The 19,189-nt window shown below is 66.7% G+C and carries 15 protein-coding genes; 9 read left to right on the top strand and 6 right to left on the bottom strand.

Annotated features, from left to right (window positions below; all coding sequences use genetic code 11):
- Positions 1-142 precede the first annotated feature (142 nt).
- The 6 genes from ACSVDM_RS16215 to ACSVDM_RS16190 all read left to right on the top strand — a co-directional run bounded on the left by ACSVDM_RS16215 (position 143) and on the right by ACSVDM_RS16190 (position 6,745).
- Positions 143-1,420 carry an ABC transporter substrate-binding protein gene (locus ACSVDM_RS16215; protein WP_067497614.1) on the top strand — a complete coding sequence of 426 codons (1,278 nt, stop codon included), beginning with the start codon at positions 143-145 and terminating at the stop codon, positions 1,418-1,420.
- Positions 1,421-1,465: 45 nt separating this feature from the next.
- Positions 1,466-2,443, top strand: a complete 978-nt coding sequence (locus tag ACSVDM_RS16210) for a carbohydrate ABC transporter permease (RefSeq protein ID WP_067643411.1) — start codon at positions 1,466-1,468, stop codon at positions 2,441-2,443.
- A complete protein-coding gene (locus ACSVDM_RS16205) occupies positions 2,443-3,342 on the top strand; it encodes a carbohydrate ABC transporter permease (RefSeq protein WP_084476968.1) in 900 nt (299 codons plus the stop codon). Before ACSVDM_RS16210 ends, ACSVDM_RS16205 begins: the two co-directional genes overlap by 1 nt.
- A gap of 65 nt (positions 3,343-3,407) precedes the next feature.
- Entirely contained in the window at positions 3,408-5,675 is a 2,268-nt protein-coding gene (locus tag ACSVDM_RS16200) for a transglycosylase domain-containing protein (RefSeq protein ID WP_439265875.1), read from the top strand.
- A gap of 170 nt (positions 5,676-5,845) precedes the next feature.
- Positions 5,846-6,310 carry a GyrI-like domain-containing protein gene (locus ACSVDM_RS16195; protein ID WP_067497606.1) on the top strand — a complete coding sequence of 155 codons (465 nt, stop codon included), beginning with the start codon at positions 5,846-5,848 and terminating at the stop codon, positions 6,308-6,310.
- A gap of 3 nt (positions 6,311-6,313) precedes the next feature.
- The gene (locus tag ACSVDM_RS16190) at positions 6,314-6,745 is read left to right on the top strand and encodes a GyrI-like domain-containing protein (RefSeq protein ID WP_067643408.1); all 432 of its coding nucleotides are present in this window, start codon (positions 6,314-6,316) and stop codon (positions 6,743-6,745) included.
- A gap of 55 nt (positions 6,746-6,800) precedes the next feature.
- Here the strand turns inward: ACSVDM_RS16190 and ACSVDM_RS16185 are convergent, their stop codons facing one another.
- The 4 genes from ACSVDM_RS16185 to ACSVDM_RS16170 all read right to left on the bottom strand — a co-directional run bounded on the left by ACSVDM_RS16185 (position 6,801) and on the right by ACSVDM_RS16170 (position 10,472).
- Complete coding sequence (locus tag ACSVDM_RS16185; RefSeq protein WP_439265872.1) at positions 6,801-7,910, bottom strand: inositol-3-phosphate synthase; 1,110 nt, start codon at positions 7,908-7,910, stop codon at positions 6,801-6,803.
- The gene (locus ACSVDM_RS16180; protein WP_067497596.1) at positions 7,903-8,460 is read right to left on the bottom strand and encodes a PadR family transcriptional regulator; all 558 of its coding nucleotides are present in this window, start codon (positions 8,458-8,460) and stop codon (positions 7,903-7,905) included. The genes ACSVDM_RS16185 and ACSVDM_RS16180 overlap by 8 nt, the downstream gene beginning before the upstream one ends.
- 154 nt (positions 8,461-8,614) lie before the next feature.
- Positions 8,615-9,403: a DUF1707 SHOCT-like domain-containing protein gene (locus ACSVDM_RS16175; RefSeq protein ID WP_439265871.1), complete on the bottom strand. Its 789-nt coding sequence runs from the start codon at positions 9,401-9,403 to the stop codon at positions 8,615-8,617.
- A 4-nt stretch (positions 9,404-9,407) separates the two neighbouring features.
- Positions 9,408-10,472: a DUF1707 SHOCT-like domain-containing protein gene (locus tag ACSVDM_RS16170; RefSeq protein WP_439265869.1), complete on the bottom strand. Its 1,065-nt coding sequence runs from the start codon at positions 10,470-10,472 to the stop codon at positions 9,408-9,410.
- A 123-nt stretch (positions 10,473-10,595) separates the two neighbouring features.
- Between ACSVDM_RS16170 and ACSVDM_RS16165 the strand changes: the two genes are divergently transcribed.
- The 3 genes from ACSVDM_RS16165 (at position 10,596) to ACSVDM_RS16155 (ending at position 15,764) form a co-directional block, all read left to right on the top strand.
- The gene (locus ACSVDM_RS16165) at positions 10,596-11,015 is read left to right on the top strand and encodes a DUF5318 domain-containing protein (RefSeq protein WP_159372838.1); all 420 of its coding nucleotides are present in this window, start codon (positions 10,596-10,598) and stop codon (positions 11,013-11,015) included.
- A 789-nt stretch (positions 11,016-11,804) separates the two neighbouring features.
- Positions 11,805-13,976 carry a transglycosylase domain-containing protein gene (locus tag ACSVDM_RS16160; RefSeq protein WP_439266101.1) on the top strand — a complete coding sequence of 724 codons (2,172 nt, stop codon included), beginning with the start codon at positions 11,805-11,807 and terminating at the stop codon, positions 13,974-13,976.
- A gap of 21 nt (positions 13,977-13,997) precedes the next feature.
- The gene (locus ACSVDM_RS16155) at positions 13,998-15,764 is read left to right on the top strand and encodes a glycosyltransferase family 87 protein (protein WP_439265867.1); all 1,767 of its coding nucleotides are present in this window, start codon (positions 13,998-14,000) and stop codon (positions 15,762-15,764) included.
- A gap of 68 nt (positions 15,765-15,832) precedes the next feature.
- Here the strand turns inward: ACSVDM_RS16155 and ACSVDM_RS16150 are convergent, their stop codons facing one another.
- Complete coding sequence (locus tag ACSVDM_RS16150; RefSeq protein ID WP_439265866.1) at positions 15,833-16,495, bottom strand: GAD-like domain-containing protein; 663 nt, start codon at positions 16,493-16,495, stop codon at positions 15,833-15,835.
- Positions 16,477-18,840 carry a polymorphic toxin type 15 domain-containing protein gene (locus ACSVDM_RS16145; protein WP_439265864.1) on the bottom strand — a complete coding sequence of 788 codons (2,364 nt, stop codon included), beginning with the start codon at positions 18,838-18,840 and terminating at the stop codon, positions 16,477-16,479. The genes ACSVDM_RS16150 and ACSVDM_RS16145 overlap by 19 nt, the downstream gene beginning before the upstream one ends.
- Positions 18,841-19,189 lie beyond the last annotated feature (349 nt).

The following is a 19,189-nucleotide window of genomic DNA, read 5'->3' as shown; positions in this document are numbered from 1 at the left end:
AAGGAGCAAGCCACGGTACCTGATCGTCGGGACCGGCGGGGCCGCGAACACGCGGCGCCCGCGCCGCCACAAATCCTGTATGTTTGCCCCTGCACCGACGCACTGTGCTGCTGCTCACTGTCTCGACCCTGGAGTGTCTGCGATGGCCTTGAAGTTTGTCCCCAGAGCGACGATGGCTGCTGCCTCGATTGCGTTGCTTACCGCATCGTTCGCCAGCGCCTGCTCGAGTGACAACGGCGGCAACGCCCTCGACCAGAACCTGACCGGGCGTGGGCCGATCACCTACGTCGAGGGTAAGGACGTCTCCGAGACCGGCATGGTCAAGCAGCTCATCGACCGCTGGAACGCCGCGCACCCGAACGAGCAGGTGACGTTCAAGGAGCAGTCGGCCGACGCCGACCAGCAGCGCGACGACATGGCCGAGCACTTCCGCTCCAAGCAGGACGGCTACGACGTGGTCGCCCTCGACGTGCCCTACACCGCGGAGTTCGCCGCCAAGGGCTGGATCCAGCCGCTCGAAGGCAGCTTCGCCATCGACACCGCGCCGCTGCTCGCGCCGACCGTTGCCAGCGCCACCTACAACGGCAAGCTGTACGCGGCACCGCGCAACACCAACGGCGGTCTCCTGTACTACCGCAAGGACCTGGTTCCCAACCCGCCGCGCACCTGGTCGGAGATGCTCGGCCAGTGCCAGATCGCGCGCGACAACAACATCGGCTGCTACGCCGGTCAGCTGTTCCCCTACGAGGGCCTGACCGTGAACACCTCCGAGGTCATCAACGCCTACGGCGGTAGCTTCGTCGGCGCCGACGGCAAGACCCCCACCGTGAACAGCCCCGAATCCAAAGAGGGCCTGAAGGTTCTGGTCGACGCCTACCAGCGCGGCGACATCCCCAAAGAGGCCATCAGCTTCAAGGAAGGCGAGAGCGCGAACGCGTTCGAGTCGGGCAAGCTGCTGTTCCTGCGCACCTGGCCGTACCTGTACGGCCAGGCCAACGGCGAGGGCTCGATGGTGAAGGACCGCTTCGGCGTGGCACCGCTGCCCGGCAAGACCGATGTCGGCGCCTCGACCCTCGGCGGCTACAACGTCGCGATCAGCGCGTTCTCCAAGAACAAGGCCACCGCCGCCGACTTCGTTCGCTTCATGGTCAGCGAAGAGGCACAGCAGATCGTCGCCCAGGGCGCCTTCCCGCCGGTGCGTACCTCGCTCTACGACGACCCGGCCCTGATCGCGAAGATGCCGTACCTGCCCGCGCTGAAGGAGTCGATCGCCAACGCGGTGCCGCGACCGGTCTCGCCGTTCTACGAGGCGGTGTCAAAGGCCATCCAGGACAACGCATATGCTGCCCTGAACGGCACGAAGTCCGTCGACGACGCAGTCGCAGGCATGCAAAAGGGCATCGAGACCGCTGGTTCGTAGCGGTACGCGCAGCGGACCCGACCAGACCGTAGGAGAGTAGAAACGGTGTCGGATCCTTCGGGAGCCAAGCAGCGCGGGCTAGCGCTGCAACTGAGGCAATCACGGCGGGCGTGGCTGTTCGTGACGCCGGTGATGGTGGCGCTGGCCGTGGTCATCGGTTATCCGGTGTTCCAGGCGCTGTGGATGTCGTTCCGCAAGGACGCCGGCATCGACCCCGCCACCGGCATGTTCGTCGAGGGCGGCAGCGCGGGTTTCGACAACTACACCCATTGGCTACTGCAGCAATGCAATTCGCTGATGGGTACGGTGTCGTGCCCGACCGGCACACTCGGGTCGCAGTTCTGGGCGGCGGTCGGGGTCACCCTGTTCTTCACAGTGGTCACCGTGACGATCGAGGCGACCCTCGGCCTCGGCATGGCCATCGTGATGGGCAAGACCTTCCGCGGCCGGGCGCTGTTGCGAGCCGCGGTGCTGATCCCGTGGGCCATCCCCACCGCTGTCACCGCGCGGCTGTGGGAGTTCATGTTCCAGTACGACGGCGTGGTGAACCGGGTGCTCGGCACCGAGATCCTGTGGACCTCGGATGTGTGGGCCTCACGGTTCGCGGTGATCGTGGCGGACGTGTGGAAGACCACCCCGTTCATGGCGCTGCTGATCCTGGCCGGGCTGCAGGTGATCCCGAACGACGTGTACGAGGCCGCCAAGGTCGACGGCGCGTCGGCCTGGCAGCGGTTCGTGCACATCACGCTGCCGCTGCTCAAGCCCGCACTGCTGGTCGCGGTGCTGTTCCGCACCATGGACGCGCTGCGCATGTACGACCTGCCCGCGATCATGACCGGCGCGAACCCGGCCACCAGCACCCTGTCGATCCTGGTGGTCGACCAGGTGCGCCAAGGTCCCAACAGCGCGGCCGCCCTGTCGACGATCACCTTCGTGCTGGTGTTCGCGATCGCCTTCCTGCTGGTGAAGGTGTTGGGCGCCAACGCCGTTCGCACGCAGGAAGAGCAGCGGAAGGCGAACTGATGAGCATCTCGATGACCAAAGAGCCCACCGCCGAACGCGAACCTGTTGCGACACAGTCGGTTTCGTGGCGCAAACGGCTCGGAACCGTTCGCCTGTACCTCGGTGTGGCGATCGTGCTCGTATGGGGGCTCGGGCCGTTCTACTGGATGGCCGTTGTCGCGTTCCGCGACCCGGCCCACACCTTCGACAGCACTCCGTGGCCGACCCACGTGACGCTGGAGAACTTCCGCAACGCCTTCGACACCAGCCGCGGCAACGACTTCGGCAAGGCGTTGCTCAACAGCGTGATCATCGGCTCGGTGACGACGGTGGTCGCGTTGTTGCTCGGCGTGCTCGCCGCGTACGCGCTCGCCCGGATGACCTTCGCGGGCAAGTACCTGGTTTCGGGGCTGATCCTTTCGGCGTCGATGTTCCCTGCCGTCGTGCTGGTGACGCCGCTGTTCCAGCTGTTCACCGACCTCGGCTGGATCGGCCAGTACCAGGCGATGATCATCCCGAACATCTCGTTCGTACTGCCGATGACGGTGTACATCCTTGCGTCGTTCTTCGCCGAACTGCCATGGGAGCTCGAAGAAGCCGCGCGCATCGACGGTGCGAGCAAGCTGCAGGCGTTCCGGTTGGTCATGCTGCCGCTTGCGGCGCCCGCGGTGTTCACCACCGCGATCCTGGCGTTCATCGCCTCGGTCAACGAATATCTGCTCGCCCGGTTGCTCTCCGGTGAGCAGACCAAGCCGGTGACGGTCGCCATCGCGAGCTTCTCCGGCAACGACCCGCTGGTCCAACCGTACGCGGCGATCATGGCGGCCGGTGTGATCGTCACCGTGCCGCTGGTGATCATGGTGCTGATCTTCCAGCGCCGCATCATCTCCGGCCTCACCGCGGGCGGCGTGAAGAGCTGACGGGCGTGCTCCTCCCGGGTTGTGCCGGTGCAGGCGGGTAAAGTCGCCTGCACCGACGGGAGGAGATGGTCGTGGCCGGCAGGCGCGGGCGTTCCGACGAGGACGTGCCGTATACGTCGATCGCAGGCTTCCGGGATCCTCTGCGCGAGCAGCAGCCGCGCAAGGGTGCGGCCCGGCGAGCCCAGGCTGCCCGGCTGGCGGGCGACGCCCCGGAACCCCGCCCGCCACGTACCAGGGCGCAGCGGATCCGGCGGCTGGTCTTCGCGCTGTTCGTGATCTTCGTGTGTGTGCCCGCGCTGCTGTTCTTCGCGGTGTACTGGAGCTCGGAGATCCCCGAACCGGGCGAGGTGGCCGTCGAGCAACCGGCGACGGTGCTGGCCGCCGACGGTACGACGGTGCTGGCGAAAATCATTCCGCCGCAAGGCAACCGGATCCCCATCCCGCTGACCGAGGTGCCCATGCACGTGCGGGAGGCGGTGCTCGCGGCCGAGGACCGCACCTTCTACACCAACGCCGGATACTCCACGAGCGGGTTCCTGCGCGCGGCACGGGACAACCTGGCCGGGCACGACAACGCCGGTGGCGGGTCGACGATCACCCAGCAGTACGTGAAGAACGCCTTCCTGAGCTCCGAACGCACCGTCACCCGCAAGATGCGCGAGCTCATCATCGCGGCGAAGATGTCGCGGCAGTGGAGCAAGGACGAGATCCTCGCCGCGTACCTGAACACCATCTACTACGGTCGCGGCGCCTACGGCATCGCGGCGGCGGCCAAGGCGTACTTCGGTAAGCCGGTGCCGGAACTGACTCTGGCCGAAGGCGCGGTGCTGGCCGCGGTGATCCGTTCGCCCTCGGTGCTCGACCCGGAAACCCACTTCGACCAGTTGCGCGCCCGCTGGCAGTACGTGCTCGACGGGATGGTCGAGATGCGCGTACTCGCGCCCGGTGACCGTGACGCGACGGTGTTCCCGCCGATCCTCGCCCTCGACGACGTGGCGACCGAACCCGAGACATCGGGGCCCGAGGGCCACATCCGCACCATGGTGCTGCGGGAACTGCGTGCCGCCGGGCTCACCGATGCCGACATCAATACCGGCGCCCTGCAGATCACCACGACCATCGATCCGGTCGCGCAGGCGGGGGCTGTCGACAGCGTGCGCGCCCGATCCTCTTGGCAGCCACCGGAGTTGCGGGCGGCCGTAGTGTCGATCGACCCGCGAAGCGGTGCGGTGCGCGCCTACTACGGCGGCGAGGACGGCACCGGATTCGACTTCGCCCAGGCGCCGCTGCAAACCGGTTCGGCCTTCAAGGTTTTCGCGCTCGTCGCGGCCCAGATGCAGGGCATCCCGGTGACGCGGGCGATCGACAGTTCACCCATCACCGACCGTGGCACGACCATCACCAACGTGGACGGCGACTCGTGTGGGCGGTGTTCGCTGGCCGAGGCGCTGAAACGCTCCCTCAACACCAGTTTCTACCGGCTCACCATGACGATGGCCGACGGTCCACGCTCGGTGGCACAGGCGGCACATCTCGCGGGCATCCCCGAGCACATTCCGGGGGTCGAGGGCGAGACGCTCACCGAGAACGGCGAGCCGCCGCTCAACGGAATCGTGTTGGGGCAGTATCTGGTTCGACCGATCGATATGGCGTCGGCGTATGCCACGCTCGCCGCGTCGGGGGTGTACCGGCAGCCGTACTTCGTGCAGCGGGTGACCACCGGCAACGGTCAGGTGCTGCTCGATCGTGGTCCGCCGGAAACCCGCAGGGGCAAACAACTTCCGGAGCCGGAGCAGCGCATCAGCCCGGCCATCGCCGACGCGACCACGCGGGCGATGGAGCCGATCGCCAACTACTCCAACGGGCACGGGCTGGCCGGGGGCAGGCCGTCGGCGAGCAAGACGGGGACGACTCAGTTGGGTGAGACCAAAGCAAACAAGGACGCCTGGATGGTCGGATACACACCGTCGCTGTCGACGGCGGTGTGGGTGGGCACCGAGCATCCGCAGCCGCTGCGCGACGGACGCGGCAACCCGATCTGGGGTTCGGGGCTGCCCGCCGACATCTGGAAGCAGACGATGGACACCGCGCTCGCCGGTTCGCCCGTGGAGGAATTCCCGACTCCGCCGCTGGGCGGCAGCGGGTCACTGGTACCTGCTCCGCCGCCCTCGTCCGGTGGCGGCGGTGGCGGTGGCGGTGGTGGCTTCGACATCCTCAACCCACCGAGCGACACACCACGCAATCCGGCGCCGATCATCATCATCCCGCCCGCTCCGAGCCCGAGTACACCCGGCGAATGGTTCCCCGGACTGGGTGGTGAGGCGCCGCGCTAGATCACGGATTGGACAGGCGTGACCACACATCTGCACGAACATGGCAACATCGTTGGCCAGTGCGCATCCGGAGATCGGGCGCCGGCGGAATCCCGGCGCGGAACCTGTCGTATCCATGCGGGAAGATGTGCGCTCGAGCGACGACGAGACTAGACATAGGGGCTACGCAGGTGGATTTCAATGTCGTTGACCGTCCCGAGATGCTGATCGCGGGCACAGTGCTGCGCAGTCCGGCGCTCGCTGTGGAGGGGCCACGACGCGCCAAAGTGGTGGAAGCGTGGCAGCGGCTACGGGCACGACAGGACTTACCCGGACCGTTCGCGACGGGCTATGTCGACTTCGCGCCCGAGATCAACTCCTACCTCACCCATATCGTCGGCTACGAATGCAAAACCCTCGCCGACCTGCGGGTAGGCGATGTGCTCGCGCGGATTCCGGCGGGCCGCTACGCGCGGTTCGTGGCGCACGGTGACGAGATCGGCGACACCATCGTCGCCCTGTGGCGGCAGGTCTGGGACGCCGAGGCCGCGGGCGAGTTCGTACGCGCCTACACCGGCGACTGCGAGCAGTACCCCGACGAACGCACCGTCGAGATCTTCGTTTCCTTGACCGACGACGCGCAGAGCGGGGAATAGCCGATGACCGCCGACTTCGAGATCGTCACCCTGGACAACAGCCTGATCGCCGGACTCACCGTGCCGCTGGCCGGTCGCGAGGTCACCGCCCGCGATCTCGACCTGGTGAACTTCACCTGGGACCGCTACCTGTCCCGCGAGAAGCCGGTCACCCGGGCCGCCGCCTACATCGGCCAGAACGACCACGCCGTAGCCGTCCTCGGCTACGAGGTCGCCGGCCTCGACGACGTGGACGAAGGCGATGTCCTGACCCGCATCCCCGCGGGCCGCTACGCCAAATTCGTCGTCTCCGACAAGCCCTACGACCTGCTGCGCACCGCCTGGGCCCAGGTGATCAAAGCCGAGAACGCCGGAACCATCACCCGCTCCCACACCGCGGAACTGGAGCGCTACACCGGGCCCACCTCGGTCGAGGTGTACGTCTCCCTGGATTGAGTCCCACGAAAAAGGCCGGGCACACCATTGTGTGCCCGGCCTTTTCGTTCAGTGACTAGTCCGCACCGATGATGAACGCCTCGAGCTGAGTGCGCGCGACGTCGTCGGCGATCTGCTCCGGCGGGGACTTCATCAGGTAGGCCGAGGCCGGGATGACGGGTCCACCGATGCCGCGGTCCTTGGCGATCTTGGCCGCGCGGACGGCGTCGATGATGATGCCCGCCGAGTTCGGCGAGTCCCACACCTCGAGTTTGTACTCCAGGTTCAGCGGGGCGTCACCGAAGGCACGGCCCTCGAGGCGGACGTAGGCCCACTTGCGATCGTCGAGCCACTCCACGTAGTCGGAGGGACCGATGTGGACGTTGCGGTCGTGCACCTTGCCCGCCAGCGAACCGGTGAGGTTCGAGGTGACGGCCTGGGTCTTGGAGACCTTCTTCGACTCCAGGCGATCACGCTCGAGCATGTTCTTGAAGTCCATGTTGCCGCCGACGTTGAGCTGGTAGGTGCGGTCGAGCACCACGCCGCGATCCTCGAACAGCTTGGCCATCACGCGGTGGGTGATGGTCGCGCCGACCTGCGACTTGATGTCGTCGCCGACGATCGGCACACCGGCGTCGGTGAACTTCTTCGCCCACACCGGGTCGGAGGCGATGAACACCGGCAGCGCGTTGACGAACGCGACACCCGCGTCGATGGCGCACTGGGCGTAGAACTTGTCGGCCTCTTCGGAGCCGACCGGCAGGTAGGAGACCAGGACGTCGACCTCGGCATCCTTCAGGGCCTTGACCACGTCGACCGCCGGAGCCTCGGACTGCTCGATGGTCTCGGCGTAGTACTTGCCGATGCCGTCGAGGGTCGGGCCACGCAGGACCGTCACGTCGGTGGGCGGCACGTCGGAGATCTTGATGGTGTTGTTCTCGCTGGCGAAGATGGCCTCGGCCAGGTCGAAGCCGACCTTCTTGGCGTCGACGTCGAACGCGGCGACGAACTTCACGTCCTTGACGTGATAGGGACCGAACCGGACGTGCATCAGACCCGGAACGACCGCGTTCTCATCGGCGTCCTTGTAGTACTGCACGCCCTGCACCAGCGACGATGCGCAGTTGCCGACACCGACGATCGCGACGCGTACTTCGCCGGATCCAACCTTGTTGACATCACTCATGGCCGCTCTTTCCCTCTTTCTGTGGTGCCGCCTTCGTCGATTGCTCCGCCGCAATCAACTCGTTGAGCCAGCGCACTTCGCGCTCGCTTGATTCCAATCCGAGCTGGTGGAGCTGGCGGGTGTAGCGATCCAGCGAGCCACTGGCCTTCTTGATCGCTTCCCGCAGACCCTCTCGGCGCTCCTCGACCTGGCGTCGCCTGCCCTCCAGGATCCGCATCCTCGCCTCGGCGGGGGTGCGGCTGAAAAAGGCCAGATGAACACCGAAGCCGTCATCGGTGTAGTTCTGCGGACCGGTATCGGCGAGGAGTTCTTTGAACCGTTCCCGCCCGACCGGCGTGAGCCGGTAGACGCGGCGCGCACGGCGCGCGGTCGCGCCCTCCGGTATCTCCTCGGCGATCAACCCGTCGGCCTGCATCCGGCGCAGCGTCGGGTAGAGCGAACCGTAGGAGAAGGCCCGGAACGCCCCGAGCAGGCCCGTCAACCGCTTGCGCAGCTCGTAACCGTGCATGGGCGCGTCGAGGAGCAGGCCGAGAATCGCCAACTCGAGCATGCCGACCTCACTCCCTGACTATGACGGCCTGACAGGCCGAACGGACCTAACCGATGGATGCGACTTCCCACTATATCGGAGCGATACATCAGGGCGTAGTCGTATCCGTCACATGAGTGGGGGACCGACCGTCGGGACCGAGCGATTCGGCAGGTCAGGAGTCTGCCGGGTACACCGCGATAGGTTCGCCGCTGAGCCGGATCTTCAGATACCCGCTCTGTTCCGCCTCGTTCTTGACGTAGATGCTGATCTCGGGTTCGGCATCCTTGCCGCCGGCCGGTGGGAACCGGACGAGCACGTGCGACACCCAACCACCGGGCACGCGGGTGGTCTGCGGGGCGCCTGACATCAGGCGCGCGTACTTCGCCAGGTCGACCGTGGCCAGGTCGAACGAGCGGGTGCCCGGCGGTCGCGAACCGGGTGAACCCCACCGGTCGAAATCGCCGCGATATTGCAGCTCGTCCTGCTTGCCCGGCTTCCCGGAATCGCGCTCGACCAGCGCGTACTCCGGATAGAGCGTCAACTCGTCGGCGAGCGCGCTTCCGTATTCGGCGCGGTAGTCGGCGAGGAAATGGGCGAAGCCGTTGCCGGTGGTGAGATCGGGCAGCGGCGGCGCGAGGACGGTGCTGCGCCCGAGCAGACCGGCACCCGCGCCGACCAGGCCCGCGAGGACCACCGCGCCCACCGGGATCCACCAGCGGCGCGGGGCGCGGGGGACACCGCGCGCGACCGGGGTGGCGGCCAGCCCGTCGGGGATCTGCAGGTCGTCGACCAGGCGGTCGAGGTCGCCGAAGGTCTCGGCGCGCATGGCGGTGGCGGTGCGCTTGCCGTGCTCGGCCTCGGTGAGCTGGCCGTCGGCCAGGGCGGCGTCGAGCAGGGCGCACACGTCCGCGCGGTCGGCGTCGCGGGCCCGCAGGTCCTTCGCCGGGGAGGTGGTCTTCATGGCGTCATCTTTCGTACGGGTAGGTCTTCAGCACTTCGCCCGAGAGCGCGAGGACGAGATGCGCGGACTGGGAGACCTCGTTGCGCACGTAGACGGTGATCGAGGGACGGCCGACCCAGGTGTCGTTGGCGATCCGGTAGTGGGAGACCACGCCGCCGGGTACACCGAGGGTGGTGGCGGCGGTGTTCAGCACCGCGGCGAGGGCGTCGGTGTTCACCTGGGTCAGGTCGATGTCGACCGCCTGGCGGTCACGGGTGGTGACCTGCGAATTCGAGCGTTCGAATCCGCCGCGATAGTTGTAGGTCACGGTCCAGTCGCCGTTGTCGGGTGCGCGGCGGACCGCTGAGGCGTGCTCATCGTGCAGCACTGCCTCGTCGACGACGGCGTCGCCGAACTTGGTGCGGTAGTCGTCGCGGAACTGTACGAATCCGGCGATGGTGTTGAGGTTCGGGGTGGGGATCACCAGGGGCGGGGCCGCGTCGTAGTCGACCGACGCGGCGGTTTCCTTCGCCGCCGGCTCGTCGGCCCGGATCGTCCAGGCGAAGCCGCCGACCGCCGCGAGCACGACGGCCGCGATCGTCACGATGCGGAAGGTGTTGCGCGCCTTGGGTTTCACCGGTGGCGCCGGGCGCTGCTGCAGCTCGGCGACGAGGGTGGCCAGCTCACCGAGCGTGCGCGCTTCGGCGGCCAGCTCGGTCATCGCCGTGTGCTCCTCGGCATCGAGCTGACCGTCGGCGCGGGCGGTGTCGAGGGCGGCGATCGTGCGTGCCCGGTCGTCGTCGCGCGCCTTGGTCCTGGCCGGGTACTCGCCGGAATGCTTGCGGCCGAAGCGCTTCCGTTCGGTGGTCGGGCCGAACACCGCGGGCGACTGCAGATCGCCGGTCAGTCCACGCAATTCACCGAGTGTGCGGGCCGAACCGGCCCGTTTCACCCGGTCGTGGTACTCCTGTGCACCGAGCTGGCCCTCCGCGTAGGCCGCGTCAAGCACGGTCGACACCTCGGCGCGATCGATATCACGCGCCCTTGTCCGGGGATCGGCGACGGAGCGCGCCTGTGGAGAATCTGCCATCTACTTGCCATGCCTCACCTGCGAAAAGACCCGGAAAGTACCCGGTATCGGGAGTCTAAGGCCGTCGGGGGCAACAAGCGGTGGCACCGGCGGTGGAAATCAATCCCGGCTACTCTGGTGATCGTGCGAATTCAGCGGCAGGTGGTGGACTATGCGCTCCGGCGCAGGTCGCTGCTCGCCGATGTCTACGCGGGGCGGGTCGGCGTCGCCGAGGTGTGCGATGCCAATCCCTACCTGCTGCGGGCCGCGAAGTTCCACGGTCGCGGCAGCGAGGTGACCTGCCCGATCTGCCGGAAAGAGCAGCTGACGTTGGTGTCGTGGGTGTTCGGCGACGGGCTCGGCCAGGCGGCCGGGTCGGCGCGCACACCCGACGAGTTGACGCGGATGGCAGAGTCGAACGAGGAATTCTCGGTGCATGTCGTCGAGGTGTGCCGCTCGTGCAGCTGGAACCACCTGGTGCAGTCGTACGTGCTCGGGTCGGCGCCCGCGCCCGCCCGTCGCCGGGCGGGACCGAGAGCGGGACGTCGCTCTGCGGCCGAATGACAGCGGCCGCGTGACGCGCCGCAGTTCGGGGTGCAAAATATCCGCGCCGGTCCTCCGGCGCGGATGTTGTGTGCCGGTCGAACCTTACGAGTTATGGAGATCTGGTCAGTGAGTTCGCCCTACGAGCCCTCCCCCTACGGTGACGATCCGCGCGGCGGCCGCCCGTCGCGGGGTGCACAACCAGGTCCGCAGTCCGGTGATCGTCCTGTCGGGCCGCCGCGTCGGCCGACGCCGCCCGCCGGACCGCCGCGCCCACAGGGTGGACCGGGTGGGCGTCCGCCCGCACCGACCGGACGTGGGCCCGCGCCGGGTGCACGTGGTCCGCAGCCGCAGAACCGTCAGCCCGCCCCGCCGCCGGGTGGGCTGCCGCCGCGTCGGCCCGGTCAGCCGCCGCAGCGACCCGGTGCGCCGCAGGACCGTCCCGGTGCGCCGCAGGGCAGGCCCGCCCCGGGTCGCCCGGCCGCGCCCGCCGCAGGGGCGGCCGGCGCCACTCAGAAACTTCCCCGTCCCGGTGTCGACGAGTCGACGGTGCGGGCGAGTCATCCGCCGCGGACCGTGCGCGAGGAGGCGGGTCGTCCCCGCACCGGTGGCACGCCCGTCGCCGCGCGACCCGGCGCGGGTCGTCGTCCGGGCGGACCGACCACGGGTGAACGCCGCGCCACCGGAACCGGCGGCACACCCCCGCCGGTCGGGCCACGCAATCGCCGCGATGGTGGCGGGGGCGACGACGGCTCGGGTAGGGATGGTTCGGTGACCAAGAAATCGCCGTGGCGTGCCGTGCGCCGGACAATGTATGTCCTGATGGCCTTGGCCATCGTCGTGCCGAGTGCCGTTTTCCTCGTCGCCTACACCGCCGTCTCTGTGCCCAAGCCGGAGGATCTGGAGACCAATCAGGTCGCCATGATCTACGCCTCCGACGGCACGAGCGTGATCAGCAAGGTGGTTCCGCCGCAGGGCAACCGCACCGAGGTCTCCATCGACCAGATCCCGCCGCATGTGCGCAATGCCGTGATCGCCGCCGAGGACCGCGACTTCTACACCAACCCGGGCTTCTCGGTGTCGGGCTTCGCCCGTGCCGCCCGCGACAACATCCTCGGCAAGGAAAGCGCCGGTGGTGGTTCGACCATCACCCAGCAGTACGTGAAGAACGCGCTGGTCGGTGACGAGCGCTCGATGACCCGAAAGATGCACGAGCTGGTGATCTCGGCCAAGATGGCCCGCCAGTGGAGCAAGGAGGAAATCCTTGCCGCCTACCTGAACACCATCTACTTCGGTCGTGGCGCGTACGGCATCGACGCCGCCGCCAAGGCCTACTTCGGCAAGCCGGTGCAGGAGCTGTCCGTGTCCGAGGGCGCCGTCCTCGCCGCGACCATCCAGCTGCCCTCGCTGCTGGACCCGGAGAAGAACCCCACCGGTGCGAAGTCGCGCTGGAACTACGTGCTCGACGGCATGGTCTCGGGCGGCAACCTCGCCGCGGCCGAACGTCAGTCGATGCAGTACCCGGCCGTGGTGCCCGCCGCCTCGCTCGGCGAGAACAGCCTGGACTCCGGCCCCGAGGGGCACGTGAAGAACCGGGTGCTCGAGGAGCTGTCGGCCGCGGGGATCAGCGAGCAGCAGCTCAACACCGAGGGCCTGCAGATCACCACGACCATCGACCCGAAGGCGCAGGAAGCCGCGGTGAACGCCGCGCGCAACAAGCTCGACGGCGAACCCGAGAACCTGCGCACCGCGGTGGTGTCCATCGACCCGCGCACCGGTGCCGTTCGCGCCTACTACGGCGGTGAGGACGGCCAGGGCTACGACTTCGCCAACGCGGGTCTGCCGACCGGTTCGTCGTTCAAGGTGATCGGTCTCGCCGCCAACCTCGAGCAGGGCATTCCGCTGTCGCAGATGTACGACAGCTCGCCGCTCAAGGTCAACGGCATCGAGATCAACAACGTCGAAGGCCAGTCGTGCGGTATGTGCACGATCGCCGAGTCGCTGAAGCGTTCGCTGAACACCAGCTTCTACCGGATGCAGCTCGACATGCAGAACGGTCCGCAGAAGATCGCCGACATGGGTCACAAGCTCGGCATCGCCAAGGAACTGCCGGGCGTTGGCCCCACGCTCACCGAACCCGACGGCGCCGGCCCCAACAACGGCATCATCCTCGGCCAGTACCAGTCGCGTCCGCTCGACATGGCCTCGGCCTACGCCACGCTGGCCGCCTCCGGCATGTACCACGCACCGCACTTCGTGCAGCGCGTCGTCACCGCCGACGGGCAGGTGCTGCTCGATCGCGGCGAACCGGCTGGTGAGCAGCGGGTGAGCGCGGCCGTCGCCGACAATGTCACCGCGGCGATGAAGCCGATCGCGGCCTACTCCAACAACCACAACCTGGCCGGTGGCCGGGAATCGGCCGCCAAGACCGGTACCCACCAGCTCGGCGACACCGGCAACAACCGCGACGCCTGGATGGTCGGCTACACGCCGTCGCTGTCGACCGCGGTGTGGGTCGGTACCGAACAGGGTGACCCGCTGAAGAACTACGGCGGTTCGCACATCTACGGTTCCGGCCTACCGTCCGACATCTGGAAGGCCACGATGGACGGCGCCCTGGCGGGCACCCCCACCGAGACGTTCCCCAAGCCCGCCGCGATCAAGGGCCAGGCCGGTGTGCCGGAATGGTCGGCGCCCTACACGGCGCCGGAGACCACCGCGCCGACCATCGCGCCGCCGGTGATCGTGCCGTCGCAAGTGGAGATCCTGCCCGGTATCCGCATCCCCGTGCCCGGTGTGCAGCAGCCCGCCGTGCAGGCGCCGCAGCAGGCCGAGCCGACCACCGGCCCGCTGCCCGGTCAGCCGACCGCGACGCCGGGTGAGTCGCCCGGCAACGGCAACGGCAACGGCAGGCCTGGTGGTGGCGGCAACGACGACGAGGAGAGCGGCGGCGCGGGAGCCACACCGACGCGTTCCCGATAGCCACCGGTAGCCTCGGATGTCGTGACCGATCAGCAACTCGCGGACCAGCCGGCGCCGAACGACACCTGGCCCGGCCGCGAGCCGCGGTACGTGTCGCCCGCGCCACTGGCACCGGACCTGCGTTCGATCGACGGGCGAGACCGCCCGAGCCGCAACGATTCCCTCACCTCGCAACTGTCGACGGTGATCGGCGGCCCGGTCGGCGCGCACGCGCTGATCGGGCGGGTCCGGTTCTGGACGCCGCTGCGGGTGCTGTTCGCCTTCACCGTCGTCTTCCTCGCGCTCGGTTGGGCGACGAAGGCGGGCTGCATCCAGCAGACCGACGACGGCGCGGGCGGGCTGATGCTCGACTGGAACAACGGCCGCCAATACGTGGCCATGTGCTACTCCGACACGGTGCCGCTCTACGGCGCCGAGCGGCTCAACGAGGGCGCGTTCCCGTACAAGAAGTACTGGCTCGAGTCGACGCCCGACGGTGGCACCGAGGTCAGATACATGGAGTACCCGGTGCTTTCGGGGCTCTACCAGTACGCGGCCATGCAGATCGGCAATGTGTGGGATCACCTGCCGCTGCCCGGTGCGCTGTCGGTTGTCGTGTACTTCAATGTGGTCGCGCTCGGGTTGGCCGTGGGGTGGTTGATCACGGTGTGGGCGTCGTCGCGACTAGCCGGGCGCCGGGTGTGGGATGCCGCGTTGATCGCGGTGTCGCCACTGGTGATCGTGCACATCTTCACCAATTTCGACGCCCTCGCAACGGCTTTCGCGGCCACCGGGCTGCTGGCGTGGGCGCGGCGGCGGCCGGTGCTCGCCGGGGTGCTGCTCGGTCTGGGCGGTGCGGCGAAGTTGTATCCGCTGCTGTTGCTCGGACCGATCATCGTGCTGTGTCTGCGCACCGATCCGATGCAACGTCTGCCCGCCGCCCAGGCCGGTCTGCGATTACGCGATATCGACAGTCTCGCAGCGGCCCTGGCCTGGCTGCGTGCGACGCCGACGCGGACACAGGTTTTCGCGCAGCGTCCGCTCGGTTCGGCCACGCTCGCCGTGGCGGCGGCCCTCGGTACGTGGGGTGCGGTGAACCTGCCGATCGCGGTGCTGTTCCCGAACGGGTGGCGAGAGTTCTTCCGCCTCAACACGACCCGTCATGCCGACCCCGATTCGATCTACAACGTGATCTCCTCGTTCACCGGCTGGGAGGGCTTCGACGGTCCGCTGGCGCACGGTGAGCCCCCGACCATCCTGAACACGGTCTCGCTCCTGTTGTTCGTCCTGGCCTGCGCGGGCATCGCCTACCTGGCACTCACCGCCAACCGCCGCCCCCGCCTAGCCCAGCTGTGCTTCCTGGTGGTCGCCGCGTTCCTGCTCACCAACAAGGTGTGGAGCCCGCAGTACTCCCTGTGGTTGGTACCTCTCGCCGTCCTGGCCCTTCCCCACCGCCGAATCCTGTTGGCCTGGATGACAGTCGACGCCCTGGTCTGGGTGCCACGCATGTTCTACTACCTCGGCGAAGACAACAAGGGCCTGCCCGAACAGTGGTTCACCAGCACGGTTGTACTGCGTGACCTGGCCGTCGTCGGCCTGTGCGCCATGATCATCTACCAAATCCTGCGCCCCGAAGCCGACCTGGTCCGCCGCGACCACGTAGACGACCCCGCCGGCGGCATCCTCGACCGCGCCCCGGACCCCCTCCTCCCCTGGCTCCCCCACTTCCTCCAGCCACGGAGGAGTTGGACCGACGCCGCCCCGCCATACGCCGCCCCTGTAGACGCGGAACCACCCCGCGTCGTCTGAGCAGTCCTACATCCGTAGGCAGCGGGTGTGCCCAGTCGGTTATAACCAGGCACCCCGCACCGTTGCGATCAGAACTTCCAGTTCATAACCTGACGCGGTGTAACCGTACTCAGGAACCGCACGTGGTCGACCGCATTCACAATCTGCACTCCGCGAGGGGTGAACGAACCGCCCAGCCCGACAGCAGGAACACATCCGTACATAGTTGAGGCATCGAGATCGCCCAGCCGAGTACGTACGCGACGGAACATCGGCTTGCCGTCGTCCCCACTTTCATCCAGTCGGTCCACGATCACCGCATTCGTGTTGAGGGCGACCAATATTTGCAGCTGGATATCTAGTTCATCCACCATGTCGTGGCTTTGGTCAACTGGCACGATGAATCCATTCCTTGGTTCGATAGTCAGACTACGGCCGGTCCGCTTCCCCCACATTGTCATTCTCCCGAAGGCCGTTCGCGTAAAGGGAACCCACTCATCGTAGAATGGCAAATCCAGACCGAACAGCCATTCATCGACCACGGGCAGCCATTCGTCCGGGTTACACAGCCACAACAGACCATCCGCGTAACCGGAGAACCCGACACTACGCCACACGTCGATTAGCAATGAAGGAACAGCGCCCACATATTTGTCAATCGTCGATGCCGGAGCAGGGACCGAAGAGAACTGAATCCCCAGTTTCGAAACCACACGGTCTACGCCTACCTCGATCACGGATTCAACCTCCATTCTACGTTCATCAATTCGTGCCCCTTTCCACGTGCAACCAAATCTTCCGCATACGCCCGTATCGCATCACGCTTCACCCCCGGCCACTGAGCTCCGATTGACGAGTTTACCCCGAGGTCACCGAGCTTGGGTAGACCATTGGAGTCCACGCGAATAACATCGGCACCCCCCGCAACAATATCGGGTTCATGCAGCGCCGCCATTCCTTTCATTCGATCATCCACAATCTTCTTTGCGTACTCTTCGGGACTCAATCCGTTCAAAGCTTCAGGATTTAGAATCTCAAGCCTCTGAGCGTTCTTGGTTTCCATATCCAGGGCGAGTTGTTTGTAAAGTTTTCGCGCATTCTTCTGCGCATTACCCGCGCGATGTACAGTATTTAGGTTCTGCAGCACTTCAGCAGCCGTAAGGCTATTCAACCCCGCTATCTGCCCCGTCAACTGATCAACCATCTCCAACGGCTTAGCACGAACGGTCGGGCTAATACCGTAGTGGAAGTCTAGTAGCAGCGGTGGTCCGGACGCTCGAGGGCGAAGTTGGCCTGCACTGTCATAAAGCGGTGCAGGCGGCCGGCTCTGCCGGGCCACCAAGCCTGGGCGTAGCGGTGACGAGGGCACTCGGGACGAAACCGAGGACGCCGACATGGCGAACGTAGCTTCGCCGTTGGTAGCGGCGACTCGTGCTGGGCTGAAGTCGAGTTGGTTCAGGCGGTGCCCGAAAGCCCAGATCCGGTCAGAAAATCGGATGGCCTCCGCTCTTAGCTCATCGAATCGGCCAGGGTTGAGAAAAGGCGAGAAGGGCGAATATGCAGGGGCCGCCGGGGTAGCCCCTATGGGCGCAGGTGCAGAATCACTGCCCTCGCGAACCGGAAGCCGTGTCGACTGTTGTTCTGCCGGTACCGGGCGGTCCGACAGCACTGTAGGACCGCCCGACGCCCGTGGAGCTGTCGCGGCTAGCGGATCATCCACGCGAGGCGCCGGTGCAGGGCCGGTTTTTCTCGGCGGCTCCGCAGCGGCAGGTCGCTGGCGATAGTTGTCGACGGCATCCGCGAGTTGACGCTCCTGCGTAGCTCGCCCGATTCGCGCCGCGTCCACGGCATTGTCGGCCGCGGCCATGGCCTCCCACATCGCGGGCGCGACCCTGCGCAGACCGGCCTTGGCTGCAGCGCCGGTGAGCGTTCCGAGACCCGGCACCATGGATGCCGTGTTTATGCCGAGTTCAGCGGCTGCCCAAGCTATTTCGGCTCCACTGTGGTCACCTCGGTCGTGCGCCGCCTCCCAGAGGACGACGGCCGGGCCGACGGTGGACGCAACGAGGAAGCTACTGATTCCTTGCTTCAGATCATTGGCAGTGAGGGCGGTGCGGCTCGCTTCCAGGGCCTGTTGACGCAGCTCGGCCGGGCTGTACATCGCTGGACGTCTATTGTCTGCTGTGCTGTACGGACTCTCGGCGATCGGAATCTTCTGCCGCTCATCGACCCACGTAGCGATCACCGGGTCGAACCATGGGATCCCAGCATGGTTGAGTCGCTGTATGGCGGCGAAGCGTTCCTCGATCTCCGCCTGGTCGCGGGGAGTGTGTTGCGCCCAAACCAGGTCATTGAATTGCTCCCCGGGGGTGTACATCGCCGCCGTCAGCCGCGCCTGCGCAGCTGCGTAGTCAGGTGGTTGGCCTGGGCCCGCCCATACGACAGGACCGGCGCCGAATACCCGAAGATCCTCTTCGAGCTGCTGGCTCGAATAGCTGCTGTTGGTTCGGAATATCGTTTGCGGATTCGTGATCGATGGTGGGACAACACCAGGCTCGGCCAGTCGAACAGGCACGGTGCATTCGACAGTTACCTCGGTGGTCGGTGCATCGGTGATCGTCGTTTTGGTTATCGGCGTTACCCCAGGGACGCTGACGGTCGTCTCGGTGACGGTAACGCCATTGGACGTGGCCGACTCCTGTGTCAGGGAGGCCCCGTCGCCTAGCATCAGGCCCACGACCAGGGGCATCTCCGAGTCCGGATCGACGGCAGGAAAGCTCAGTACGGCTGGAGGGGTCTGGGCACCGGGAAGGATCCCGAGCTCCTGGAGCGGCAGCGTCGTGGGCGGTTGCGTCGAAGTAGCAGGTTCGGATGGCTTCGGCGGCGCTGCAGTAGGTGCGGGCGGCGCCGCAGATTGTCCCGGCTGCGCATCGGGCGACGGGTTACCAGTTCCTGGTGTCCGCTCCTCCCGCTTTTCGGAGAGCTTCTCCTTCGCATTCGGGTCCATCTTGCCGTCGGCTTCCAACTGCACGGGAAGATCGAAGGGGGCGTTGACAGGATCCGCGAGCGCAGGCGATTGTCGCGCGTCATCGACCATCCGGCGGCTGTTCCACAGCCGCTCTAGACTTCTCGCCGCTTCGTGTGGAGATGCGACTGAGACGTCGATAATTCTTGGCCCAGAGGGCTTTACGCTTGGTTTGTTATCCGATGCAGGGGTCAACGAGTCCCGCCAAGCGATGCCGCGATTTGCCCAGTCAGGCGTCCTCATCGTGGCTCCTGCTCGGCACGGCGACGTCGATATCGTTGCCGCGGTGGCTGACAGGTAGAAGTGGTGGCGAAGTGCTCCGTTTCGGGCACGAGTTCCTCCTGGATGCGAGCACGAAAAAGCCCCGGCTGACCAAGCCGGGGCTTCATACGTGATTTGGCGATTCGAGAGACCGATTGGC

This window comes from Nocardia sp. JW2 (assembly GCF_051843015.1).
GTDB lineage: Bacteria > Actinomycetota > Actinomycetes > Mycobacteriales > Mycobacteriaceae > Nocardia > Nocardia coubleae.
Note: the sequence above shows the minus strand (reverse complement) of the source record. Positions and strands in the feature narration are given on the sequence as shown.